The 24,702-nt window shown below is 73.1% G+C and carries 21 protein-coding genes; 18 read left to right on the top strand and 3 right to left on the bottom strand.

The genetic code is table 11. From position 1 onward, the window contains the following. The first annotated feature begins 189 nt into the window (after window positions 1-189). From FYW95_RS02015 to FYW95_RS01995, 5 genes are read left to right on the top strand one after another with little or no spacing between them, the layout of a single operon-like run. Window positions 190-2,004 (top strand): ABC transporter substrate-binding protein, encoded by a 1,815-nt coding sequence (locus FYW95_RS02015; RefSeq protein ID WP_159939776.1) that lies wholly within the window; start codon window positions 190-192, stop codon window positions 2,002-2,004. After that, entirely contained in the window at window positions 2,001-3,020 is a 1,020-nt protein-coding gene (locus FYW95_RS02010) for an ABC transporter permease (RefSeq protein WP_159939778.1), read from the top strand. Before FYW95_RS02015 ends, FYW95_RS02010 begins: the two co-directional genes overlap by 4 nt. Further along, on the top strand, window positions 3,017-3,958 hold the full coding sequence (locus tag FYW95_RS02005; protein WP_159939780.1) for an ABC transporter permease: 942 nt from the start codon (window positions 3,017-3,019) through the stop codon (window positions 3,956-3,958). Before FYW95_RS02010 ends, FYW95_RS02005 begins: the two co-directional genes overlap by 4 nt. Then, a complete protein-coding gene (locus FYW95_RS02000) occupies window positions 3,955-4,998 on the top strand; it encodes an ABC transporter ATP-binding protein (protein WP_159939782.1) in 1,044 nt (347 codons plus the stop codon). The genes FYW95_RS02005 and FYW95_RS02000 overlap by 4 nt, the downstream gene beginning before the upstream one ends. Next, window positions 4,995-6,059: an ABC transporter ATP-binding protein gene (locus tag FYW95_RS01995; RefSeq protein ID WP_159939784.1), complete on the top strand. Its 1,065-nt coding sequence runs from the start codon at window positions 4,995-4,997 to the stop codon at window positions 6,057-6,059. The genes FYW95_RS02000 and FYW95_RS01995 overlap by 4 nt, the downstream gene beginning before the upstream one ends. 10 nt (window positions 6,060-6,069) lie before the next feature. Here the strand turns inward: FYW95_RS01995 and FYW95_RS01990 are convergent, their stop codons facing one another. After that, window positions 6,070-6,495, bottom strand: coding sequence for a VOC family protein (locus FYW95_RS01990; protein WP_159940054.1), 426 nt, complete (start codon window positions 6,493-6,495; stop codon window positions 6,070-6,072). 171 nt (window positions 6,496-6,666) lie between these two features. Here FYW95_RS01990 and FYW95_RS01985 point away from each other — a divergent pair, with 171 nt between their 5' ends. The 6 genes from FYW95_RS01985 (at window position 6,667) to dapB (ending at window position 12,963) form a co-directional block, all read left to right on the top strand. Further along, complete coding sequence (locus tag FYW95_RS01985; RefSeq protein ID WP_159939786.1) at window positions 6,667-7,599, top strand: arylamine N-acetyltransferase family protein; 933 nt, start codon at window positions 6,667-6,669, stop codon at window positions 7,597-7,599. 220 nt (window positions 7,600-7,819) lie between these two features. Further along, entirely contained in the window at window positions 7,820-9,103 is a 1,284-nt protein-coding gene (egtA, locus tag FYW95_RS01980; RefSeq protein ID WP_159939788.1) for an ergothioneine biosynthesis glutamate--cysteine ligase EgtA, read from the top strand. Then, window positions 9,100-10,446: an ergothioneine biosynthesis protein EgtB gene (egtB, locus tag FYW95_RS01975; RefSeq protein WP_159939790.1), complete on the top strand. Its 1,347-nt coding sequence runs from the start codon at window positions 9,100-9,102 to the stop codon at window positions 10,444-10,446. The genes egtA and egtB overlap by 4 nt, the downstream gene beginning before the upstream one ends. Beyond that, entirely contained in the window at window positions 10,446-11,186 is a 741-nt protein-coding gene (gene egtC / locus FYW95_RS01970) for an ergothioneine biosynthesis protein EgtC (RefSeq protein WP_159939792.1), read from the top strand. The genes egtB and egtC overlap by 1 nt, the downstream gene beginning before the upstream one ends. A gap of 26 nt (window positions 11,187-11,212) precedes the next feature. Beyond that, complete coding sequence (egtD, locus tag FYW95_RS01965; protein WP_159939794.1) at window positions 11,213-12,187, top strand: L-histidine N(alpha)-methyltransferase; 975 nt, start codon at window positions 11,213-11,215, stop codon at window positions 12,185-12,187. Between the two features lie 32 nt (window positions 12,188-12,219). After that, the gene (dapB, locus tag FYW95_RS01960; RefSeq protein WP_159939796.1) at window positions 12,220-12,963 is read left to right on the top strand and encodes a 4-hydroxy-tetrahydrodipicolinate reductase; all 744 of its coding nucleotides are present in this window, start codon (window positions 12,220-12,222) and stop codon (window positions 12,961-12,963) included. 44 nt (window positions 12,964-13,007) lie between these two features. On the opposite strand, the gene FYW95_RS01955 is transcribed toward dapB, so the two are convergent. Together FYW95_RS01955 and FYW95_RS01950 are read right to left on the bottom strand one after the other, a co-directional pair. Continuing rightward, complete coding sequence (locus tag FYW95_RS01955; RefSeq protein WP_159940056.1) at window positions 13,008-13,880, bottom strand: 1,4-dihydroxy-2-naphthoate polyprenyltransferase; 873 nt, start codon at window positions 13,878-13,880, stop codon at window positions 13,008-13,010. Window positions 13,881-13,990: 110 nt separating this feature from the next. After that, window positions 13,991-14,545 carry a GNAT family N-acetyltransferase gene (locus tag FYW95_RS01950; RefSeq protein ID WP_159939798.1) on the bottom strand — a complete coding sequence of 185 codons (555 nt, stop codon included), beginning with the start codon at window positions 14,543-14,545 and terminating at the stop codon, window positions 13,991-13,993. Window positions 14,546-14,642: 97 nt separating this feature from the next. On the opposite strand from FYW95_RS01950, the gene FYW95_RS01945 reads away from it, so the two are divergent. The 7 genes from FYW95_RS01945 to pgsA all read left to right on the top strand — a co-directional run bounded on the left by FYW95_RS01945 (window position 14,643) and on the right by pgsA (window position 24,636). After that, window positions 14,643-15,023: a phage holin family protein gene (locus FYW95_RS01945; protein WP_159939800.1), complete on the top strand. Its 381-nt coding sequence runs from the start codon at window positions 14,643-14,645 to the stop codon at window positions 15,021-15,023. 290 nt (window positions 15,024-15,313) lie between these two features. Then, complete coding sequence (dapA, locus tag FYW95_RS01940) at window positions 15,314-16,285, top strand: 4-hydroxy-tetrahydrodipicolinate synthase (RefSeq protein WP_160049904.1); 972 nt, start codon at window positions 15,314-15,316, stop codon at window positions 16,283-16,285. Next, entirely contained in the window at window positions 16,282-17,967 is a 1,686-nt protein-coding gene (locus FYW95_RS01935; protein WP_159939804.1) for a ribonuclease J, read from the top strand. The genes dapA and FYW95_RS01935 overlap by 4 nt, the downstream gene beginning before the upstream one ends. Before the next feature lie 144 nt (window positions 17,968-18,111). Beyond that, window positions 18,112-20,523: a DNA translocase FtsK gene (locus FYW95_RS01930; protein WP_159939806.1), complete on the top strand. Its 2,412-nt coding sequence runs from the start codon at window positions 18,112-18,114 to the stop codon at window positions 20,521-20,523. Window positions 20,524-20,849: 326 nt separating this feature from the next. Next, window positions 20,850-22,328 (top strand): RodZ domain-containing protein, encoded by a 1,479-nt coding sequence (locus FYW95_RS27935; protein ID WP_236567575.1) that lies wholly within the window; start codon window positions 20,850-20,852, stop codon window positions 22,326-22,328. 248 nt (window positions 22,329-22,576) lie between these two features. Further along, window positions 22,577-24,034, top strand: coding sequence for a 30S ribosomal protein S12 methylthiotransferase RimO (gene rimO, locus FYW95_RS01920; RefSeq protein WP_159939808.1), 1,458 nt, complete (start codon window positions 22,577-22,579; stop codon window positions 24,032-24,034). Further along, complete coding sequence (gene pgsA, locus FYW95_RS01915; protein WP_159939810.1) at window positions 24,031-24,636, top strand: CDP-diacylglycerol--glycerol-3-phosphate 3-phosphatidyltransferase; 606 nt, start codon at window positions 24,031-24,033, stop codon at window positions 24,634-24,636. Before rimO ends, pgsA begins: the two co-directional genes overlap by 4 nt. The last annotated feature ends 66 nt before the right edge of the window (window positions 24,637-24,702 follow it).

The raw sequence follows: 24,702 nt of genomic DNA, 5'->3' as shown, positions 1-24,702 counted from the left end.
CCAACGCGGGGCTGCGGTGCTCACCCAGTGCTCCTGCGCCACTCCGGCACCCTCCGTGAGGTACGGGTGAAAGCCGATGTCACGGCGCTCCCCGTAGGTCGTTGACGTTACTCGCCGCCGGTTGGTAAACAACCAACAACCCCCGGGTGGCGCGCCACCGAACCCCACGATCTCTGACAGGGGCCGCACATGACCTCCCACCAGCCTCCCGCCGGGACCCTCCGCCGCGCCGCCGCCGCGGGCGCGGCCCTGCTCGTGGTCTGCGGCACGGCCGCCGCGGACGGTTCGGAGCCCCGCGACATCCTCACGATCGCCATCGCCCAGCAGGTGGACTCGTTCAACCCCTTCACCGCCCAGCTCGCGGTCACCACCAACATCCTTCGCCACGTCTACGACTCGCTCATCACCGTCAGCCCCGAGACCGGAGAGCCCGCGCCCGCGCTGGCCGAGTCCTGGGAGGCCAGCGACGACGGCCTCACGTGGACCTTCCGTCTGCGCGACGACGCCGTCTTCAGCGACGGCGAGCCCCTCACCGCCGACGACGTGGCCTGGACCCTCACCACGATGATGGAGAACGAGTCCGCGGCCGTCGCCAACGGCAACTACGTCTCCGCCTTCGAGTCGGTCACCGCCGGGGACGACCACACCGTGCTCGTCGAGCTGGAGGAGCCCCAGGCCACCATGACCGCGCTCAACGTGCCCATCGTGCCCCGGCACGTGTGGGAGCCGATCCTGGAGGAGGAGGGCGAGGCCTTCTCCGAGTACGACAACGAGGACTTCCCCACGGTCGGCAGCGGCCCCTTCGTCCTCACCGGCCACGACCGGGGCAGGTCCATCACCCTGGAGGCCAACCCCGGCCACTGGCGCGGCGGCCCCCGCTTCGACGAGGTCGTCCTGCGCTACTACTCCGAGAAGGACGCCGCGGTCGAGGCCCTGCGCGGCGGAGAGGTCTCCTTCGTCTACGAGCTGACCCAGGCCCAGGCCACCGCGCTGGAGTCAGCCGAGGACATCCACGTCAACATCGCGGACGGAAAGCGGTTCCAGGCCTTCACCATCAACCCCGGGGCGGTCACCCAGGACGGTGAGGAGTTCGGCGACGGCCACCCCGCCCTGGCCGACCGCACCCTGAGACAGGCCATCGTCATGGCCATCGACAACCAGGAGGTCGTCGACAAGGGGCACGGGGGCCAGGCCGTGGCCGCGGGCGGCTACATCCCGCCGCGCTACACCGACTTCCACTGGGAGCCGGAGGAGGACCCCCTGGCCTTCGACCCCGAGGCCGCCAACGCCATGCTCGACGAGGCCGGGTACGAGCGGGGCGAGGACGGCGTACGGGTCTCGCCCGACGGCGACCGCCTCCGGCTGCGCATGCACGTCCACCAGGACCGCCCCGACAACGTCAACACCGGGCTGATCCTCGTCGAGCGCCTCGCCGACATCGGCATCGAGGTGGAGAACCTGACCGTCGACCCCGGCGTGCTCAGCGACGCCCTCCACGCGGGCGAGTACGACCTCATCTTCACGGGGTGGACGGTCAACCCCGACCCCGACTACGTCCTCAGCATCCACACCTGCGGGGCGCTGCCCGTCGAGCCCGGGACCATGCAGGGCGACGCCTACTTCTGCGACGAGGAGTACGACGAGCTCTACGAGGCACAGCTCGCCGAGTACGACCGCGACGCCCGCGCCGAGATCATCCACCGGCTCCAGGAGGTCCTCCACCGGGAGGCCGTCGTGAACGTGCTGGCCTACCCCAACATCGTGGAGGCCTACCGCACCGACCAGATCGCCTCCATCCAGTACGAACCCGCCGAGGGCGGCAACATCTGGGGCCAGGACGGCTACTGGGCCTGGTGGTCGGCCGAACCGGCCTCCGCCGAGGCCGCCGCCACCGGCCCCTCCACCGGGATGTGGATCGGCACCGGGGCCGTCCTGCTCGTCCTCGCCGCGGCCGGAGGCTTCCTGCTGCTGCGCCGACGCTCCACCATGGAGGACCGCGAGTGACCAGTACCGCCGCCCGGCCGACCGCCGCCGGCCGGGCCCGCAGCGTCGCGCGCTACGCGGCCGGACGCCTGGCCACCGCGGCGGCCTCCCTGGCCGCCGTGGTCGTCGCCGGGTTCTTCCTGTTCCGAATCCTGCCCGGCGACCCGGTCCGCGCCATGACCGAGGGCCGCGAGGTCACCGCCGAGCAGCGGGAGGAGCTGCGCCGCCAGTTCGGGCTCGACCGGCCGCTGTGGCAGCAGTTCCTGGACTACGTGACCGGCCTGCTGCGGATGGACCTGGGCACGTCCTTCCAGTACCGCGAGCCGGTCGCCGACCTCATCCTGGAGCGGATCGGCCCCACGGTCCTGCTCGCCGGGACCGGCACGCTCCTCGCCGCGCTGCTGGGACTGTTCCTCGGCGCCCGCGCCGGATGGAGGCCGGGCGGCCCGGGGGACCGCGTCAACACCGCGGTCGCCCTCTTCTTCTGGTCGGTGCCCACGTTCTGGCTCGGCCTGCTCCTGATCGTCCTGCTGGCCTCCGGGCGCGGGTTCATGCCCGGGCTGTTCCCGACCGGCGGCATGACCGCCCCCGGCACCACGGGGCCTGTCTCCACGGTGCTGGACACCGCCTGGCACATGGTGCTGCCCGTCACCACGATGGTCGCGGTCATCTACGCCCAGTACCTGATGATCATGCGCTCCTCGCTCATGGACGAGAAGGGCGCCGACTACCTCACCACGGCACGCGCCAAGGGCCTGCGCGACGCCCTGGTGCGGCGCAGGCACGCCGTTCCCAACGCGCTGCTGCCCACGGTGACCCTGCTCTTCCTCAACCTCGGACAGGTGGTCTCCGGCGTGATCCTGGTGGAGACCGTCTTCTCCTGGCCCGGACTCGGACAACTCTTCTACTCCGGCCTGCGCGTGCCCGACCTCGGCCTCGTCCAGGGCCTGTTCGTGGTCTTCGCGGCCTCGGTGATCCTCATGAACCTTCTCGCCGACCTCGTCTACCCGCTGCTCGACCCCCGGGTGCGCCCGTGAGCGCCCCCGCCGGGCTCTCCAGGCCCTCCGCCCCGCGCGCCCTGGCCCGCGTGCGGCGCCGCGAGGCCGTGCGCCGCTTCGCCCGGGAGTACGCCCGCAACCGCGCCGGGGTCGCGGGGCTGGCGGCGCTGCTGGCCATCGGCGCCCTGGCGCTGGCCGCCCCGCTCCTGGTCGACCAGAACGAACTCACCGTCACCGGAGCCCCGGGCGCGGCCTACCAACCGCCCGGCGCCGAGTACCCGCTCGGCACCGACAACTTCGGCCGCTCGATCCTGGACCTGGTCGTCTGGGGCTCGCGGGTCTCGCTCACGGTCGGCTTCCTGGCCACGGGCGTCTCCGTGGTGCTGGGCACCCTGGTGGGCATGACCGCCGGGCACTTCGGCGCCTCCGGCGGTTCCGCGGGGCGGTTCGTGTCCTCGGCGCTCATGCGCGTCACCGACTGGTTCCTGGTCCTGCCCACCCTTGTCCTGGCCGTGGCACTGGCCGCCGTCCTGCCGCGCGGCACCGGAACCATCGTCCTCGCCATCGGCCTCACCGTCTGGCCCGCCACCGCCCGGCTGGTGCGGGCCCAGACCCTGGCGGTGGAGGCCCGCCCCTACGTGGAGCGGGCGCGCGCCCTGGGCGGCGGGCACGCCCACGTCATGGTCTGGCACGTGCTGCCCAACGTCATGCCGGTCGTGCTCGCCCAGACCACGCTGCTCGTGGCCACCTCGATCATCGCCGAGTCCACCCTGGCCTTCCTCGGCGTGGGCGACCCCACGACCGTGTCCTGGGGCGGCGTCCTGGAGGCGGCCCGCAACGCGGGTGCGATCAGCTCGGGGATCTGGTGGTACATGGTTCCGCCCGGTCTGGCCGTCGCCGTGGTCGCGCTGTCCTTCACCCTGTGCGGCCGGGCCCTCGAATCCGTCATCAACCCGCGACTCCGGGAGCAGCGTTGACCTCCCTGCTCGACGTCCGCGACCTGCACGTCACCTACCGGACCGGGGACGGCCGGGTACCCGCCGTGCGCGGTGTGGACCTGGCCCTGGACCCCGGCGACACCCTGGGGGTGGCGGGGGAGTCCGGCAGCGGCAAGTCCACCGCGGCCCTGGCCCTGCTGCGCCTGCTGCCCGACACCGCCGACGTCACCGGCCAGGTGCTCCTGGAGGGCGAGGACGTGCTCGGCATGCGCTGGGGCCGCCTGCGCGCGGTGCGCTGGGCGGGCGCCTCCGTCGTCTTCCAGGGCGCCATGCACTCGCTCAACCCCGTCCGGCGGATCGGCGACCAGATCGCCGAACCCATGGCCGTCCACGGCACCGTCCCGGCCAGGCGGGCTCCCGAACGGGTCGCCGCGCTGCTGGAACAGGTCGGCCTGCCGTCCTCGCGCGCCCGCGACTACCCCCACCAGCTCTCCGGCGGCCAGCGCCAGCGGGTCATGATCGCCATGGCCCTGGCGTGCGAGCCGCGCCTGGTCGTCGCCGACGAGGCCACCACCGCCCTGGACGTGATGATCCAGGCGCAGATCCTGGCCCTGCTGCGGCGGCTGGTCGCCGAGCACGGTATCGGGATGCTCATGATCAGCCACGACCTGTCCGTGCTGGCCGCCACCTGCGACCGGGTCGCGGTCATGTACGCGGGGCGGATCGTGGAGCGGGGACCGGCCCGGGAGGTCGTGCACGAGCCCGCCCACCCCTACGCCGGGGCGCTCAGCGCGGCCTTCCCCCGAATCGGCGACCCGGCCTCGCGGCTGGCCCCCCGGGGGCTGCCCGGCGACCCTCCCGACCCCGCCGACCCGCCCCCGGGCTGCGTGTTCCGGCCGCGCTGCCCGGTGGCCGAGGCGGTGTGCGCCACGGTCGACCCGCCGCTGTGGCCGGTGGTCCCCGCCGGCTCCGACCACCAGGCGGCCTGCGTGCACGTGGGCCCGGCCCGACCGCTGACCACCCGGGGCGAGGGGGCGGCGCCACCCGCCCTCGCCCCCGTCGAGGAGGAGGGCCCGTGAGCACGACCGAGACCGACTCCCACGGGACCCCGCCCGCCTCCGGGGAGGGCACGGCCCCCCTGCTGAGCGCCCGGGGGGTGGAGGTGGCCTTCGCGACCGGGAGGCGGGGAACCGCCCGCGCCGTGGACGGCGTCAACCTGGACCTCGCCGCCGGGGAGATCGTGGCCCTGGTGGGGGAGTCCGGCTGCGGCAAGACCACGCTGGCCCGGGTACTGCTGGGGCTGGAGCGGCCCGCCGGCGGCGCCGTGGTCTTCGAGGGCGCCCCGCTGCGCCGCGGCTCACGCGAGATGCGCCGCTACCGCCGCCGGGTGCAGCTGGTGCAGCAGGACCCCACCGGGTCGCTCAACCCGCGCCGCACCGTCTACGAGTCCGTGGCCGAGGGCTTGCGCATCCACGAGGGCACCACCGCGGACGAGGCCGACCGGGTGGCCGCCGCGCTGTCCCGGGCGGGCCTGCGCCCCCCGGAGCGCTTCCTGGCCCGGTACCCGCACGAGCTGTCCGGCGGCCAGCGCCAGCGCGTGGTGATCGCGGGAGCCCTGGTGCTGGACCCCGAGGTGCTGGTGGCCGACGAGCCGGTGGCCTCCCTGGACGCCTCCGTACGCGGCGAGATCCTGCGCCTGCTCCTGGACCTGCGCGACGACCTGGGGCTGTCCGCCCTGGTGGCCACGCACGACCTGGGCCTGGCGTGGAACATCGCCGACCGGGTCGCGGTGATGTACCTGGGCCGGGTGGTGGAGCTGGGCACGGTGGAGCAGGTCCTGTCCTTGCCCGCCCACCCCTACACCCGGGCGCTGCTGTCAGTGCTGCCCGAGGCCGACGGCGAGCCGGTGGTGCTCTCCGGCGAGCCGCCCGACCCCAAGCGGGTGCCCCGGGGCTGCCGGTTCCACCCGCGCTGTCCGGTGCTGGCCTCCGGGGAGGCCGAGCGCGCGGGCGTCGCCGACCGCTGCCGGACCGAGGACCCCGCCGTCCTGGGCGGCGGGGCCGAGCGGAGGGCGGCCTGCCACTGGGCTGCGGCCGACGCCACCGGGCGGGTCCGCGGGGCGGGGGCGGGCACCGGCTGACGGCGGGGCCTCAGCCGATCCGCTCGGCCAGGGCGATGATGACGCCCTCGGGGCCGCGGACGTAACAGAGCCGGTAGGCGTCCTCGTACCGCGCCAGTTCGCCCACGAGTTCGGCGCCGTGGGCGCGCAGGCGGACGAGGACGTCCTCGATGTCGTCGACGGCGAACATGATGCGGCGCAGGCCCAGGGTGTTCGCAGGCGCGTTCCCGGGCTCGGCCGCGACCGCCTCCGGCGAGTGGAACCTCGTCAGCTCGATCCGGCCGTGGCCGTCGGGGGTCCGCATCATGGCGATGTCGCCCCGGACGCCGTCGAGTCCGACGACACCGTCCACCCAGCGCCCCTCGACCGACGCCCTTCCCTCCACCTCCATCCCGAGTTCGGTGAAGAACGCAATGGCGGCCTCAAGGTCGTCGACGACGACGCCGACGTGGTCCATCCGCTGAATCGTCATGCCGCCGAGCCTAGGGGCGGGTGCGGACACTCGGGGCCTGACCACGGACGTCTCCAGGAACGGGTGTCCCATGCTGGTGCGCCCTGACCGATTCCGGACAGCGGGACGTGGTGATATTTCAGGAATCGTCGCCCCCGTGCGCTGGTTTCGACGGGCATGTCACACACCAGCGCAGCCCTCGGAACCGACACCCCCCACGGCCTGGCGCCCGCGCCCCCGCCGGAGCGCCTCACCACCGAACGCGACTTCTGGCACGGCGCGGAACTGGACCTGGACGCCTACCTGGCCCGGGTGGGCCTGCCCGGCGACCTGCCGCCCACCCTGGCCACCCTGCGCGAGGTGCACCGCGCGCACCTGGTCGCCATCCCCTTCGAGAACCTCCAGATCGTCCTGGAGCGTCCGCTGCCGCTGGACGTGCCCGCGCTGGTGGACAAGATGGTCCACCAGCGCAGGGGCGGTTACTGCTACGAACACAACCTTCTGCTGGCCGCCGTGCTCGATCGCCTCGGCTTCGCCGTCACCGGCCTCACGGCGCGCGTGCTGGCCGGTACGGACGGCGGCCCCCGCCCGTCGACCCACTCCCTGCTGCGGGTGGACCTGGCACAGGGCCCGTGGCTGGCCGACGTCGGCTTCGGCGGCGGGGGACTGCTGGAACCCGTGCCCCTCGCCGACGGCCACCAGGAGGTCCAGGGCGGGTGGGGGCTGCGCCTGGACCGCGTGGCCGAGGTCGGCGAGGACGAGTGGCTGCTGCGCTCCTTCGACGGCCGCGGCTGGCACCCCCTGTACTCCTTCACCACCGCGGCGGCGCTGCGCCAGGACTACGCGATATTCAGCCACTTCCTGACCAGCCACCCGCGCTCGCCGTTCCGCGGCCGGGTCATGGTCCAGCGCATCGGCCCGGGCGTCCAGCACCGGCTCGTGAACACCACCCTGGTCACCGCGGCTCCCGACGGCACCCGCGAGGAGCGCGAGCTCCCGGCGGAGGAACTGGGCCGCGTGCTGGAGGAGGTGTTCGGCCTCGGCCTCGACGCGGAGGAGAAGGAGGCCGTCGCCCGGCGCGCCCGGGAGTTCGGTCAAACGGAGCGTTAAGATGTGATGGTCATCACATCAGAGGTGCGTGGGAGCCCTCACCCACCGCTGGTCCTGCACCGTCAGCTCTCCGGCGGCCGCCCCGCTCCGGTTGAGTCGGGAACCTACCGATGTGCACGGAGGTTCGGCGCAATCCAGACGTTCGGGAGAAGGGCGCCCTGGGCAAAACCCAGGAGGCGTCACCCGACAGTGGGGTGGCCGCTCGTGAGGGAGCAGCTCCATGACGCAGATGACCACGGCGGACGTCCACGAGTACATCAACGGCGTCTGCTTCAAGACCGGCCCGCCCGGCAAGGTCGGGACCGAGACCGAATGGCTCGTCACCGACCACGCCGACCCGACCGCACCCGTTCCGCTCGACCGCCTCGCGGCGGCGGTGGAGGCCGCAGGCCCACCGCCCGCGGGAAGCAGCGTCACCTTCGAACCCGGCGGGCAGCTCGAACTGAGCTCGCCCGCGCTCCCGGGACCGGCACAGGCCCACCAGGCGCTCGCCGCCGACCTGGACCACGTCGCCAAGGCACTCGCCGAGGCCGGGCTCCACTTGGCCGAGACCGCGCTCGACACCGTCCGCCCGCCCCGAAGACAGCTCCGGCTGCCCCGGTACGCGGCCATGGAGCGCTTCTTCGCCCGCCAACGGCAGCCCAGCGGCCACACCATGATGTGCAGCACCGCCTCGCTCCAGGTGTGCCTGGACACCGGGGCGGACGCCGACGACGCGCGCGGGCGCTGGGAGCTCAGCCACCGGATCGGCCCGGTGCTGGTCGCCGCCTTCGCCAACTCCGCCGTCTGGAGGGGGCGTCCCACGGGGTGGAAGTCCACCCGGTGGGCCGTCTGGGCGGCCACCGACGCCACCCGCACCCGGCCCGTCCTGGACGCCGGCAGCCCCGGTGATCCGGCCACCGCGTGGGCCGAGTACGCGCTGGCCGCCCGGGTCATGGCGGTCCCCGGCGGGGCCTGGACCGTGGACCCCGGCATCACCTTCGCCCAGTGGATCGAGGGCCGGGGGCCGCGTCCGGTGACCCGCACCGACCTGGAGTTCCACCTCAGCACGCTCTTCCCGCCCGTGCGCCCGCGCGGCTGGTGGGAGCTGCGCATGACAGACGCGGTCCCGCCGCGCTGGTGGCCGGTCCCGATGGCGCTCGCCGCCGCGCTGGCCGACGACCCCGGCGCCCGGGCGGTGGCCGAGGAGTCCACCGAGAGGATGTGCCGGGGCCGCTTCCCCGACCGCCTCCTGTGGATGCGCTCGGCGCGGAGCGGCCTGGCCGACCCGGAGGTCGCCCGCTGCGCCCGCGACTGCTTCGACGCCGCCGTGGCCGCCCTGCCGCGGATGGGCGCCGCGGCCCTCGCGGCCCTGGTCAACGACTACGCGGACCGCTACACCCGGCGCGGGCTCAGCCCCGCCGACACACCGCCGCACGTGCCCGGGCCCCGTACGGCCCCCGGGCGGCACTCCGGGACGGGAACCGCGACCCCTGACTCCGCACCCGCGGGAGGAGCACGGTGAACCACGAACAGGAACGCGTGAAGGAGCGCATCGCCGCCGAACTCGACCGGAGCAGGCGGCGCAGCATCGGTCTGACGCTGGACGCGCTCGACGACGGGGAACTGCTCGCCCAGCACTCGCCGCTGATGTCGCCGCTGGTGTGGGACCTGGCGCACGTCGGCAACTACGAGGAGCAGTGGCTGCTGCGCGCCGCGGGCGGCCGCGAGGCGCTGCGCCCCGACATCGACGTCCTCTACGACGCCTTCGAGAACCCGCGCGCCGAGCGCGTCAGCCTGCCCCTGCTGCGCCCGGAGGAGGCGCGCGAGTACAACGAGCGCGTGCGCCGGGGCGTGCTCGACGCCCTGGACGAGGCCGACCTGGGCGTGCCCGGCCCGCGCACCGCCCCCGACGGCGAACGCTCCCTGCTGGAGGCCGGGTTCGTCTACCACATGGTCATCCAGCACGAGCACCAGCACGACGAGACCATGCTCGCCACCCACCAGCTGCGCAGGGGCGAGCCCGTCCTGCTGGAGGAGGACACCGGGATCGCCCGGCTCAGCCCGCCCGAGCGGGACGAGGTCCTCGTGCCCGAGGGCGAGTTCACCATGGGCACCGACGACGACCCCTGGGCCTACGACAACGAGCGGCCCGCCCGCACCGTCGACCTGGGCCCCTACTGGATCGACACCAGGCTCGTCACCAACGCCGCCTACCAGGGGTTCATGGCCGACGGCGGCTACGAGAACCCCCGCTGGTGGACCCCCGAGGGATGGGAGTGGCGCCAGCGCCGCGGCGCGACCTCCCCGGCCTTCTGGACCCGCGAGGGCGACGGGTGGTCCCGGCGCCGGTTCGGCCGCCGGGAGGTGGTGCCCGCCGACGAGCCCGTGCAGCACGTCAGCTACCACGAGGCGCGGGCCTACGCCGCCTGGGCGGGCAAACGGCTGCCGAGCGAGCCCGAGTGGGAGAAGGCCGCCCGCTTCGACCCGCGTACCGGCCGCTCCCACCGCTACCCCTGGGGGGACGCCGAACCCGGCTCCTCCCGCGCCAATTTGGGCCAGCGCAGGCTCGGGCCGTCCCCCGCCGGACGCCACCCCGAGGGCGCCTCGCCGCTGGGGGTGCAGCAGCTGATCGGCGACGTCTGGGAGTGGACCTCCACCACCTTCACCGGCTACCCGGGCTTCCGGGCCTTCCCCTACCGCGAGTACTCGGAGGTCTTCTTCGACGACGGGTACAAGGTGCTGCGCGGAGGGTCCTGGGCCACCCACCCCACCGCGATCCGCTCCACGTTCCGCAACTGGGACCACCCGATCCGGCGGCAGATCTTCAGCGGGTTCCGCTGCGCGCGCGACGCGGACACCGACTGATGTGCCGCCACCTCGCCTACCTGGGGCCGCCGCGCACGGTGCACGAGCTGCTGTACGCGGCGCCCCACGGGCTGCACGTCCAGTCCTGGGCGCCGCGCATGCAGCGGTACGGCACGGTCAACGCCGACGGCTTCGGCGTCGGCTGGTACCCGCCCGGAGAGGGGGCTGAGCCGCTGCGCTACCGCCGGGCCATGCCCATGTGGGGCGACGCCTCCTTCGCCGACGCCGCGCGCGCCATCACCTCCGGGTGCGTGGTGGCCGCGGTGCGCGACGCCACCCTCGGCTTCGGCTCGGAGGAGTCCGGCGCCCAGCCCTTCCGCGCCGACCGGCTGCTGTTCAGCCACAACGGCGCGGTCAAGGACGACGAGGCGCTCGCCGCGGCCCTCGCCTCGCCCCCGCCCCGGGGCGCGCTGGACGCCCGCGCGGCCCTGGACTCCGCACCGCTGTTCGCCCACACCGTGCGGCTCTGGCGGGCCTCGGGCGACCTGGCCGGAACCCTGGCCAGCGTGGTGCGCCAGGCCCGCGAGCACTCCGAGGGCCGCTACAACCTGCTGGCCAGCGACGGGGAGTCCCTCGTCGGCACCGCCGCGGGGGACACCCTGTTCACCCTGCGCCAGCCGGACGGAGGGGTCTTCCTGGCCTCGGAACCCTTCGACGACGCACCCGGCTGGCGTTCGGTCCCCGAGGGCTCGGTGGCCGTGGCCACACGCGAGCGCACCGAGGTCCACCCCATCGACTGAACGCCCCGGGTACCACAGGAGGCACCGTGTTCCGGATCGACCGAAACCTGACCGCTGACGACCTCGACAAGGCACTGCGCTCGGACGTGGCCGAGGGGCTGACCGCGAGCCCCAAACAGCTTCCGCCCAAGTGGTTCTACGACGAACGCGGCAGCGCCCTGTTCGAGGACATCACCGCGCTGCCCGAGTACTACCCCACCCGCGCCGAGCGCTCCATCCTGGAACTGCGGGCCGACGACATCGCCGGGGCGGCCGACGCCGAGGCGCTCATCGAGCTCGGCTCGGGCTCGGGGATCAAGACCCGGCTCCTGCTGGACGCGATGGGGCGCCACGGCCGCCTCACCCGCTTCGTGCCCGTCGACGTCAGCGGCGACTTCCTCGCCGACTCCGCACGCCGCGTCGCCGACGACCACCCCGGCCTGGACGTGCACGCCGTCGTCGGCGACTTCGAGGAGCACCTCGGCCTGCTGCCGATCAGCGAGAACGGAGGACGCCAGCTGCTGGCCGTGCTCGGCTCCACCATCGGCAACCAGGAACCCGGCCCGCGCGACGCCTTCCTCCGCGACATCCGCGGCGTGCTGCGCCGCGGCGACTCGCTGCTGCTCGGCGCCGACCTGGTCAAGGACCCCGCCCGGCTGGTCGCCGCCTACGACGACGCCCGGGGGGTGACCGCCGCCTTCAACCGCAACGTCCTCTCGGTGATCAACCGCCGGCTCGGCGCCGACTTCGACCCCGACGCCTTCGACCACCTGGCTCGCTGGAACGCCGAGGAGGAGTGGATCGAGATGCGGCTGCGCTCCCGGGCCGACCAGCGCGTCCGGGTCGCCGGCCTGGACCTGGAGGTCGGCTTCGCGGCGGGCGAGGAGATGCGCACCGAGGTCTCGGCCAAGTTCCGCCGGGACGGGCTCACCGCCGAACTCGACGCCGCGGGGTTCGACCTCACCCACTGGTGGACCGACCCGGACGGGGACTTCGCGCTCACCCTGGCCGCCGCGCGCTGACCCCGCCGCTCCGGCTCCGGTACGCTCGTCCCGTGTTCAAGGTAGGAGTTTTCGGCGCCGATGGGCGCATGGGGTCAGAGGTCGTCAGGGCTGTCCAGGGCGCTGAGGACATGGAACTCGTCGCGGGCGTGGACAGCGCCGACGACCGGGACGCGGTACTGGGGGCCGACTACGTCGTCGACTTCACCCACCCGGACGCGGTCATGGACAACCTGGAGTGGCTCATCGGCCACGGCATCCACGCCGTCGTGGGCACCAGCGGCTTCGACGAGGCCAGGCTGGAGCGCGTACGCGCGATGCAGGCGGCCAAGCCCGGCGCCAAGGTGCTGATCGCCCCGAACTTCGGCATCGCCGCGGTGCTGATGATGCACTTCGCGCGCAAGGCCGCGCCCTACTTCGAGTCCACCGAGATCATCGAGCTGCACCACCCCAACAAGGCCGACGCCCCCAGCGGCACCGCCTACCGGACCGCCGAGCTGGTCGCCGGGGCCCGCCGCGAGGCCGGGACCGCGTCCATGCCCGACGCCACCACCTCGGAGATCCCGGGGGCGCGCGGCGCCGACGTGGACGGCGTGCGGGTGCACGCGCTGCGCATCGCCGGGCTCATCGCCCACCAGGAGGTCGTGTTCGGCACCGACGGGGAGACCCTGAAGATCCGGCACGACTCGATGAACCGCACCTCGTTCATGCCGGGCGTGCTGCTGGGCGTGCGCGGGGTGGCCGACCTGCCCCAGCCGCTGACGGTCGGACTGGACACCCTGCTCGGCCTGGACTGACCCGGACGGGCCGCGCCTTCCGGGCGCGGCCCTCCGCGTGCCGGCTACCCCAGCGCGAGCGCGACCGAGAACAGCACGCCGAAGGCCATCTGCAGCCGCCCGGTCTCGCCGAGCCCCAGAACGAGGTCGCGGCCCGCCTGGCCGCCCAGCACCCGGCGCAGCGGCGGCGCCGCGAGCGGGGCCGAGAGCAGCACCAGCGGCGTCCACCAGAACACCGGGGTCAGCGCCAGGGCCGCCGCGTAGGCGACCGCGATCGCCCCCGCGTACAGGCGGCGGGTGTTCGCCTCGCCCAGGCGCACGGCCAGGGTGATCTTCCCGGTCTCGCGGTCGGTCGGGATGTCGCGCAGGTTGTTGATCACCAGCACCGAGCAGGAGAGCAGCCCCACCGGCACCGACGCCACCCAGGCCGGCCACGGCGCCGAGCCCAGCTGGACGAACACCGTCCCCACCACGGCCACCACGCCGAAGAACACGAACACCGAGACCTCGCCCAGCCCCCGGTACCCGTAGGGCGTGCGGCCGCCGGTGTAGTACCAGGCCGCCGCGATCGCCACGGCGCCCACCAGGAGCAGCCACCACGAGGAGGTGGCCACCAGGACCAGGCCGACCGCCCCCGCCAGGGCGAAGCTGACCAGCGCCGCCGCCAGCACCTGTCCCGGCGCGGCCAGGCCGGTCGCGGTCAGCCGGGCCGGGCCCGTGCGCGCCTCGGTGTCGGTGCCCTTGACCCCGTCGCTGTAGTCGTTGGCGAAGTTCACGCCGACCTGCAGTGCCATGGACACCACCAGCGCCAGCAGCGCCTTCCACCAGACGAAACCGTCCAGGGCCACCGCCAGCGCCGTTCCCACCGCCACCGGGACGACGGAGTTCGGAAGCGTACGGGGACGCAGCCCCGAGACCCATTGACTGACCGTGGCCACGCTGCCGGTCCCTCCCCACTCGACGACGGTGCGTCCCACCCGGCGCGCACCGCAACAACCATCCAACGGTAGTCCCTGCTCGCGGCGGCCCCCAACCCGGCCGGGGCGGGTCAGGCGGAGATCGACGCGTGCAGGCGCACCATCGGCAGCAGCCGCCCCATGTCGATCTCTCGGCGGGCCCCGTCCGGGCGCCACCCGCAGGACTCGAAGAAGTCCCGCAGCGCGTTGGCCTCCTCGGGGACCCACACGTGCGCGGTGCCGAAGCCGGCCTCCACGAGGTGGTCCACGCACGCGTTCACCAGGCGGCTGCCGTGCCCCTGCCGCGCCCGGGAGGGGTCAACGTGCAGCGCGAACACCTCCGCGTCCGTGGCGGGCCACAGGTCCGGGTCCCCGGCCGGGCCGAAGGCCGCGAACCCGACCACCGTCCGCACCCCCTCCACCTCGTCGGTGGCGACCACCAGCCGGTGCCGGGAGGTGGGCGGCGACTCCAGGGCCGCGGTCCACTGGGCGCGGAACCCCCCGCGCGCCTCCTCACCCCCCAGGGCCCCGGACACGTCCTCGGGCAGCAGGGCCCCGTACACCGCCCGCCAGGAGGCCACCTGGATGTCGACGACGGCGTCGACGTCGGCGGCGCGTGCGGGACGGACGAACTGGGCACTCGACACGGCGGGGTTCTCCTTCGGGGACGGACGACACGCCTGACGGCGAGGTCAACTGCACCGGAGTTTCCGGACCTTGCGCTGGCATGGGAACATCTACGGTGTGAGCCTCATTATCAGAGTTATCGTGAACGCGCTCGCCCTTTGGGCGGCTGTCCTCCTGATCGACGGGATCGACGTCACGGCGCAGGACACGGTCGGCCAGATCCTGGTCTACCTCGTCGTCGGCGCGATCTTCGGTGTGGTCAACGCGGTCATCAAACCGATCGTCAAAACGGTCGGCTGCCTGTTCTACGCTCTGACGCTGGGCCTGATCGGCCTGGTGGTGAACGCGCTCCTGCTCCTGCTCACGAACTGGATCGCCGGGCTGTTCGACATCCCCTTCCAGATCGATGGGTTCTGGCCCGCCTTCTGGGGCGCGATCGTGGTCACCATCGTCAGCTGGCTGCTGAGCATGTTCCTGCCCGACGGCAGGGACGACTAGCACCTGACCTGCGATGAGCCCCCGGGCCCGGCCGGATGGCACGGGCCCGGGACGGGTAGGTTCACATCTCGCGGGGCCACCACCCTCGACCAGCGAGGACGGTGGGTCCCCGGCACACAGATCTTTCCCGCGACCGACGCGTATCCGCCGGTCGCGGAGGCGGACACGCAGCGCCGCCCATCCGTGCACATGCACGGGACACCCACAGCTGTTGACGCACACCGAGAGGAGGACGGGCACCCGCGGACCCCACCGCCCGACGGCGGCGGTCCGAACGCCTTTGCGACACCATGATGAACACCAAGAACCGCCCGTTCGGCAAGATGTTGACCGCCATGGTCACCCCGATGCTCGAGGACGGGGAGCTGGACTACGAGGGCGCGGCCAGGCTGGCCACCTACCTCGTCGACGAACAGCACAACGACGGCCTCATCATCAGCGGGACCACCGGCGAGTCGCCCACGACGAGTGACGACGAGAAGGACCGCCTGCTCAGGGCCGTCCTGGAGGCCGTCGGCGACCGCGCCACGATCGTGGCCGGGGTCGGCACCAACGACACCCGCCACAGCATCCGGCTGGCCAAGGCGGCCGAGAAGGCGGGCGCACACGGCCTGCTCACGGTCACCCCCTACTACAACAAGCCGCCCCAGGAAGGGCTCATCCGGCACTTCACGTCGATCGCCGACGCCACCGACCTGCCGGTCATGCTCTACGACATCCCGCACCGCACCGGGACGCCGATCGCCTCCGAGACCCTGGTCCGGCTGGCCGAGCACCCGCGCATCGTCGCCAACAAGGACGCCAAGGACAACCTGGGCGCCAGCTCCTGGGTCATGGAGCGCACCGACCTGGCCTTCTACTGCGGCACCGACATCCTCAACCTGCCGCTGCTGTCGGTGGGCGCCGCCGGGTTCGTCAGCGTCGTCGGCCACATCGTGGGCGCCGACCTGTGCGACATGATCGACGCCTTCGAGAAGGGCGAGGTCGGCCAGGCCCTGGCCATCCACCGCCGCCTCACCCCCGTCTACACCGGCATGTTCCGCACCCAGGGCGTCATCACGACCAAGGCCGTGCTCAACCTGTTCGGCCTGCCCTCCGGTCCGGTCCGCACGCCGCTGGCCGACGCCTCCTCCGAGCTGCAGGCCCTGCTGCGCGAGGACCTGGCCGCCGCGGGCGTCAAGGGACCGATCGGACTGGCCCCGCACCAGGCCGTCCCCGCCAGCGCCGTGCGCGTCGAGCGCCTCACGGAGGGATCCGTATGAGCCACCCGCACCCCGAACTGAGCTCCCCGCCGCCCCTGGGCGAGGGCGCCCTGCGCGTCGTGCCGCTGGGCGGCCTCGGCGAGATCGGCCGCAACATGACGGTCTTCGAGTACGGCGGACGCCTGCTCATCGTGGACTGCGGCGTGCTCTTCCCCGAGGAGGAGCAGCCCGGCGTCGACCTGATCCTGCCGGACTTCGAGTACATCCGGGGCCGGCTCGACGACATCGAGGCGATCGTGCTCACCCACGGGCACGAGGACCACATCGGCGGCGTGCCGTTCCTGCTGCGGGAGCGGCCCGACATCCCGATCGTCGGCTCCAAGCTCACCCTGGCGCTGATCACCGCGAAGCTGGGCGAGCACCGCATCAAGCCCGAGACCATGCTGGTGGAGGAGGGGGAGCGCCACGAGTTCGGCCCCTTCGACCTGGAGTTCTTCGCGGTCAACCACTCCATCCCCGACGCGCTGGCCATCGGCATCCGCACCCCCGCCGGGTCGGTGCTGCACACCGGCGACTTCAAGATGGACCAGCTGCCGCTGGACGGGCGCCTGACCGACCTGGCGGGCTTCGCCCGTTTCGGCGACGAGGGCGTGGACCTGCTGCTGTCGGACTCCACCAACGCCGAGCAGCCCGGCTTCATCATCAACGAGCGCAACCTGTCCGAGGCCATCGACAAGGTCTTCCGGCAGGCCGACAAGCGCATCGTGGTGGCCTGTTTCGCCTCGCACGTGCACCGCGTCCAGCAGGTCATCGACGCCGCCACCAAGCACGGCCGCAAGATCGCCTTCGTGGGCAGATCCATGGTCCGCAACATGAACATCGCGCGCGACCTGGGCTACCTGGCCATCCCCGGCGACACCGTCATCGACGCCCGGCAGTTGGACGACATGCCCGCCGACGAGGCGGTGCTGATCTGCACCGGTTCGCAGGGCGAGCCCATGTCGGCGCTCAGCCGCATGGCCAACCGCGACCACCAGATCCGGATCGAGGAGGGCGACACCGTCCTGCTCGCCTCGTCGCTGATCCCCGGCAACGAGAACTCGGTCAACCGGGTGATCAACGGCCTGACCCGCTGGGGGGCCAAGGTCGTGCACAAGGGCAACGCCCTGGTGCACGTCTCGGGCCACGCCCCCGCCGGCGAGCTGCTGTACGTGCTCAACATGGTGCACCCGCGCAACTTCATGCCCGTGCACGGCGAGTGGCGGCACATGCGCGCCCACGCCGACCTGGCCAGGCTCACCGGTGTGCCCGACGACCGGATCGTCATCGCCGAGGACGGTGTGGTCGTGGACCTGTACAAGCAGCGCGCCAAGATCACCGGCGCCGTGCAGGCCGGGTACGTGTACGTGGACGGCTCCTCGGTCGGTGACATCACCGACGCCGCGCTCAAGGACCGCCGCGTCCTGGGCGAGGAGGGGTTCGTCTCCGTCGTCGTGGCGGTGGACTCGAACACGGGCAAGATCCTGGGCGAGCCCGAGCTGCACACCCGGGGTGCGGGCATCGGCGCCGACGCCTACGACGACGTCATCGACCGGATCCAGGCCGTGCTGGACAAGGCGGCCCAGGACGGGGTCAACGACCCGCACCAGCTGCGCCAGCTCATCCGCCGCAGCACCGGCCGCTGGGTCAACGAGACCTACCGGCGCCGCCCCATGATCATCCCGGTCCTGGTCGAGGTCTGACCCCGTGCGACGGCCCGGCGCGTCCGGGCCGTCGCGTTCCCCGACACGCCGCCCCGCATACGGGCGCACGGGGTGGACGGCGCAGTAGGCTGCCCGCCGTAGTGGGCCGTCCTGCCCGACCGTTCCCGTGGAGGTGATCCCCCGATGGCCACCCGCGCCTCCTCCGGCGGCTCCGGACGCAAGAAGAAGCCTCCGGCCAGGAAGCGCATGCCCGACGGGCCGATCGCCTTCGCCGTCACCATGTTCGGCCAGTTCCTGCTGGTCCTGTGGAAACTGCTCGCGCACACCGTCGGCGGCACCGCCCGCGCGGTGGGTCGCAGCGCGCGCGGCCTGGACCCCGACCTGCGCCGCGACGGGGCCGGACTGGTCCTGCTCGCCGCGGGCGTCCTCATCGCCGCCGCCGTGTGGTGGAACAGCGACGGACCGCTGCTGGAGTACACCCGCGCGCTGACCCTGGGGGCCTTCGGGACGTTCTCCCCGATCCTGCCGCTGCTGTTCCTGCCCGTCGCGGTCAAGCTGATGCGCACGCCCGGCAGCGGCCGGGAGGGCGACGCCGGACGGCTGTTCATCGGCTTCAGCGCCATCCTGCTGGGCCTGCTCGGCCTGGTCCACATCGCCCACGGAGTTCCGCAGCCCTCGGACGGCCTGGCCGCCCTCCAGGAGGCGGGCGGGCTCATCGGCTTCGTCGCCTCCGGGCCGCTCAGCGCCGTGGTCACGCCCTGGCTGACCGGTGTGCTCCTGCTCCTGGTGCTGGTCTTCGGCGTCCTCGTCGTCACGGCCACCCCCATCCGCCGCATCCCCGACCGCCTGCAGGCCCTGTTCACCGTGCTGATGGAGCGCGACGCCGTCGCGGACCCGCCGAAGGGGAAGCCACGCAAGCGCAAGGCGGCCCCGACGGTCGCGGGCGACCACGAGCGCCCCTACGACAGCCCGGTGCTCGGGGAGCCCGAACCCGTCGTGGCCCCCGCGCTGACCGACGAGGAGGAGAAGCCCGCCAAACCCAGGGCCCCCCGCAGGAAAGCGGAGGTCCCCGACCCCACACCCGCGCCCGCCGCCACCGAGCAGCTGACCATCCCCTCCCGCGTGGTGGAGGGCGACTACGACCTGCCCGCGCCGACGATGCTCAAGCCCGGCAGCCCCCTCAAGCCGCGCACCAAGGCCAACGACGACGTCGTGGAGGCCCTGTCGGGGGTGCTCAACCAGTTCAACATCGACGCCGAGGTGACCGGTTTCACCCGCGGTCCCACGGTGACCCGCTACGAGATCGAGCTCGGTCCGGCGGTCAAGGTCGAGAAGGTCACCGCGCTGGCCAAGAACATCTCCCTGGCGGTCAAGAGCGCCGACGTGCGCATCCAGTCGCCGATCCCGGGGAAGTCGGCGATCGGCGTGGAGATCCCCAACACCGACAAGGACATCGTGAGCCTGGGCGACGTGCTGCGCTCGCCCGCGGCCACCTCCGACGACCACCCCATGCTGGTGGGCCTGGGCAAGGACGTCGAGGGCTCCAACGTGGTCGCGAACCTGGCCAAGATGCCGCACGTGCTGGTCGCCGGTGCCACCGGCGCCGGTAAGTCCACCTGCATCAACGGGCTCATCACCTCGCTGATGATGCGCGCCACGCCCGACGAGGTCAGGATGATCCTGGTCGACCCCAAGCGGGTCGAGCTGACCATGTACGAGGGCATCCCCCACCTGATCACCCCCATCATCACCAACCCCAAGAAGGCCGCCGAGGCCCTGCAGTGGGTCGTGGGGGAGATGGACCGCCGCTACGACGACCTGGCGGCCTCCGGCTACCGGCACGTGGACGACTTCAACGCCGCCGTACGCGCCGGTGAGCTCACCGCACCGCCCGGCAGCGAGCGCGAGTACGAGCCCTACCCGTACCTGCTGGTGATCGTGGACGAGCTGGCCGACCTGATGATGGTCGCCCCACGCGACGTGGAGGACGCCGTCGTGCGCATCACCCAGCTGGCCCGCGCCGCGGGGATCCACCTGGTGCTGGCCACCCAGCGGCCCAGCGTCGACGTCGTCACCGGCCTGATCAAGGCCAACGTGCCCTCCCGCCTGGCCTTCGCCACCTCCAGCCTGTCCGACAGCCGGGTCATCCTCGACCAGCCCGGGGCGGAGAAGCTGGTGGGCAAGGGCGACGCCCTCTTCCTGCCGATGGGCGCGGGCAAACCGATCCGCCTCCAGAACGCCTGGGTGTCGGAGAAGGAGATCCGGGGGATCGTCGAGCACTGCAAGAAGCAGTCCGAGCCCAGCTACCGCGAGGACGTCGCGGCCCCCGACACCAAGAAGAAGGAGATCGACGAGGACATCGGCGACGACCTGGACCTCCTCCTCCAGGCGGTGGAGCTGGTGGTCACCACCCAGTTCGGGTCCACGTCCATGCTCCAGCGCAAGCTGCGCGTGGGCTTCGCCAAGGCGGGGCGGCTCATGGACCTCATGGAGAGCCGCGACGTGGTCGGTCCCAGCGAGGGCTCCAAGGCCCGGGACGTCCTCGTCACCCCCGACGACCTGCCCGCCGTCCTGGAGGACATCCGCGGCTCGTGAACCGGCGCCCCGCACCAGGGGGCGGGGCGTCCGGCGGGGAGCGGCCGGGCGCCCGTGGAGCCCGCGCACCGCAGGGTGCGGAGGCCGTGGGGTTCTCCGGAAGCAGGAGTCACGGCGGGGCGGGACCGGGTGAGAGAGGCGGGGCGGCACCAGCCCCATCCCCCGTGTCATGGACTTTCCCGATCATCCACTCGAATCCCTTAAAAACGTTCCTGCCCGATTTGGTGGGATCTTGGGGGCTTCATGGGGCGTGGTGGCCTGCGAGAACGCCTCCGGAACGGCAGAGTGGGACCCGTCAGTCACACACAGTCGCGGGGGGAGTGCGCATGGCGACCATAGGCCAGACCCTGTCTGCCGCCCGGGTCGCGGCGGGCCACACGGTCGCGGACCTCAGCGCCCGTACACGCATCCGGGAAACCGTCCTCATGGGTATCGAGCAGGAGGACTTCGCCTCCTGCGGCGGAGACTTCTACGCACGCGGCCACATCCGCGGGATCTGCCGCGCGCTCGGCCTGGACCCGGCGCCACTCCTGGACGAGTACGACCATGAGCACGCCACGGGCTCCATACCGGCCTTCGTGCCTCCGCAGCGCCACCCGGCGGCCACGCCGGAGGGTATCCGGGCGGCGGCCGCCGCCCGCGCGGCGGAGGAGGGTGCGACACCGGGGGTGACGCACCGCTTCGGGGACGACGACTCCGGTGTCGGCGCCCAGCGCTGGGGCCACTTCGAACGCAGGCAGTTCCTGGGGCGCCCGGCCGAGGGCGACACGCGCCGGGACGCGCCCGCGGCTCCGGTGCCCGGCCCCCGTGAGGGCGGGGAGGGGCGGCGCGGGGACCACCGGACCGCCGTGGGCGCCCCCGCGTACACCGGTCCCGCCCACGCGGAGCCCGTGCCCGAGGCGCCCGCACGCGGAGGGTTCGAGTACGACGCCCGCCCGGGCCGGGAGAGCGCCGGGGAGCGGTACGGCGAACCCGCGCACGGGGCACACCAGTACGACGACGCCCACTACGACGACCAGTACGAGGCACCCGAGTACGGCGCCTACCCGCGGACGGAAGCCGGATCCGCGGCGTACGCGGACGACCTTCCCCTGCACGAACAGCCCGAACACGAACAGCCCGCGTACGAGGACCCCGCCCCCGAGGAACGCGGGTACGGCGGCGGGCGGCCCCTCTTCACCCGGCAGCTGCGCAGGGGAGCCGCGCACGGCCAGCCCGTGTACGGCGGCCCCGGGCAGCCCGGGCACGGCGCGCCGCACGGCGGCAGGCACGCCGCGGGCAGCAGGCCGCCCGGCGGCAGGCCCGCGCCGCGCCCCGTGGTCACCGGTTCCCGCCGGGGCCGGGCCGAGGCCGTCCGGCGGCACTGGCCCTGGGCCGTGGTCTGCGGCATCGTGCTCCTGGCCGTCCTCATCGGCGTCCGTACCTGGCAGGACTGGGACGCGGGCAACCCGCTGCGCGCGGCGATGGGGAACCCCGGGGGCGAGAGCACCGTGGACTCCGCCGTGCGTCCCGGCGGGTCGGAGACGGCCGAGGCCGCGCCGCCCCAGCCCGCGGAGTTCACCGTCGAGCTCGCCGCCTCCGGCCGCAGCTGGGTCGAGATCACCGAGGCCGACGGTGAGGACCTCTACGTCGGGTTCCTGCTGGAGGGCGAGAGCCAGGACTACGTGGCCGAGGACAGCCTCAACATGTGGATCGGCGACGCCGGCGCGGTCCGGGTCACCGTCAACGGCCAGGAGCTCGGGCCCCTCGGCCTCCCCGGTGAGGTCAAGGAGGTCACCGTCGGGGCGGAGGGCCTGATCCAGTGACGGCGCCGGCTCCCCGTGGGCCGCCGGGCGACCGAGGACCCGGTGCCGTGACGGCACCGGGTCCTCGTGCTGTGCCCGCCCCCGCTCCCCGGTCAGGGGGCGGCCGGGCCGGAGTACGGCCGGGTGAGCCGCTCAGGGTAGTGTGGGGGGCTGCGGGCGGCGCCATGCGACGCCGCGCCCCGGACGCGTTCCAACCGTCGCGGCCCGGCTCCCCGCACCACTCGAAGCTCTCCCACACCTTGGAAGCCATGTCATCGCGCCGTACTGTCTCACTCGTCACCCTGGGGTGTGCGCGTAACGAGGTCGACTCCGAAGAGCTCGCCGGGCGTCTGGCCGCGGGCGGCTGGGAACTGGTCGACGGCGACACCAAGGCCGACGTCACCCTGGTCAACACCTGCGGGTTCATCGACGCCGCCAAGCAGGACTCCATCGAGACGCTGCTGGAGGCAGCCGAGAACGGCGGCAAGGTGGTCGCGGCCGGGTGCATGGCCGAGCGGTACGGTTCCGAGCTCGCCGAGGCACTGCCCGAGGCCCAGGTCATCGGCTTCGACGACTACGCCTCCATCACCGACCGGCTCGACGACGTCCTGTCCGGACGCTCGCTGGTCCCGCACGACCCCCGCGACCGGCGCACCCTGCTGCCGATCAGCCCGGCCGAGCGCGACGCCTCCCAGGCCCACGTCCCCGGTCACGGGACCTTCGCCGGAGCGGCCCTGGCCGACGCCCCGGGGGCCGAGGGCACCGAACTGCCCTACCGCGCGGCCGTCCCGCGCCGCCGCCTGACCGGCGGCCCGGTGGCCAACCTCAAGATCGCCTCCGGCTGCGACCGGCGCTGCACCTTCTGCGCCATCCCGACCTTCCGCGGCGCCTACATCTCCCGCCACCCGGACGAGATCGTCCGCGAGGCCGAGTGGCTGGCGGGCGAGGGCGTGCGCGAGGTGTTCCTGGTCAGCGAGAACTCCACCTCCTACGGCAAGGACCTGGGCGACGTGCGCGCCCTGGAGAAGCTCCTGCCCCGCCTGGCCGCGGTGCCCGGCCTGGACCGCGTCCGGGTCAGCTACCTCCAGCCCGCCGAGGTCCGCCCCGGGCTGGTGGAGGTCCTCACCGGCACCCCCGGCGTGGTCCCCTACTTCGACCTGTCCTTCCAGCACGCCAGCGGCACCCTGCTGCGCCGTATGCGGCGCTTCGGCGACCGCGAGCGCTTCCTGGAGCTGCTGGAGGCGGTCCGCGGCCGCGCCCCCGAGGCCGGGGCCCGCTCCAACTTCATCGTCGGCTTCCCCGGCGAGACAGACGCCGAGTTCGAGGACCTGGTCTCCTTCCTCAGCCAGGCCCGACTGGACGCCATCGGCGTGTTCGGCTACTCCGACGAGGACGGCACCGAGGCCGCCACCCACGGCGGCAAGCTGCCCGAGGAGGTCGTCGCCGAGCGCGTGGACCACCTCAACCGCCTCGCCGAGGAGCTGATGGTCCAGCGCGCCGAGGAGCGGATCGGATCGCAGGTGACCGTCCTGGTGGAGTCGGTGCTGGAGGACGGCGCCTACGAGGGCCGCGCCGAGCACCAGGCCCCCGAGGTCGACGGCAGCACGATCCTGTACGGACAGGACCTGGCCGTCGGTGACCTGGTGCGCGCCACCGTCATCCAGTCGGCCGGTGCCGACCTGGTCGCCGAACAGGACGACACCCAGCCGGAAGCCAGCAGCAGATGAGCACTCCCGACCCCGCGGCCGTGCCCGACCCCCGCGTCCCCCTCTGGAACATCGCGAACATCCTCACGATGAGCCGCCTGCTCATGGTGCCGCTGTTCGTGTGGTTCATGTTCCTGGACGGCTCGTGGTGGCGGTTCGCCGCCTTCTCCGTCTTCGTGCTGGCCGCCATCACCGACCGCGTCGACGGTGAGCTCGCCCGCCGCCACAACCTCGTCACCGACTTCGGCAAGATCGTGGACCCGATCGCCGACAAGGCGCTCACCGGGGCCGCGCTGGTGGTGCTCTCCCTGCAGGGCGACCTGTGGTGGTGGGTCACCATCGCCATCCTGGCCCGCGAGTGGGGTGTCACCGCGCTGCGCTTCGCGGTGCTGCGCTACGTGGTCATGCCCGCGAGCAAGGGCGGCAAGCTCAAGACCGTCCTGCAGGTCGTCGCGATCAGCGTCTACCTCTTCCCGCTGCGGGTGCTGCCGCTCAGCTGGGCCTTCGTCTGGTTCGCCAACGTGGTCATGGCCGCCGCGCTCGTGGTCACGCTGTGGACCGGCCTGACCTACGTCCTCGACGCCGTACGGGCGGTCCGGGGCCGCCGGGAGCACTCGGAGTGAGCCGGCGGGACCCCCGGGACGGAGAGCCGGGACGCGGCGCCCGGGGCGGAGCGCCCCGTGAGGAGG

The sequence above is a fragment of the Nocardiopsis sp. FR4 genome, from assembly GCF_009830945.1.
GTDB lineage: Bacteria > Actinomycetota > Actinomycetes > Streptosporangiales > Streptosporangiaceae > Nocardiopsis.
Note: the sequence above shows the minus strand (reverse complement) of the source record. Positions and strands in the feature narration are given on the sequence as shown.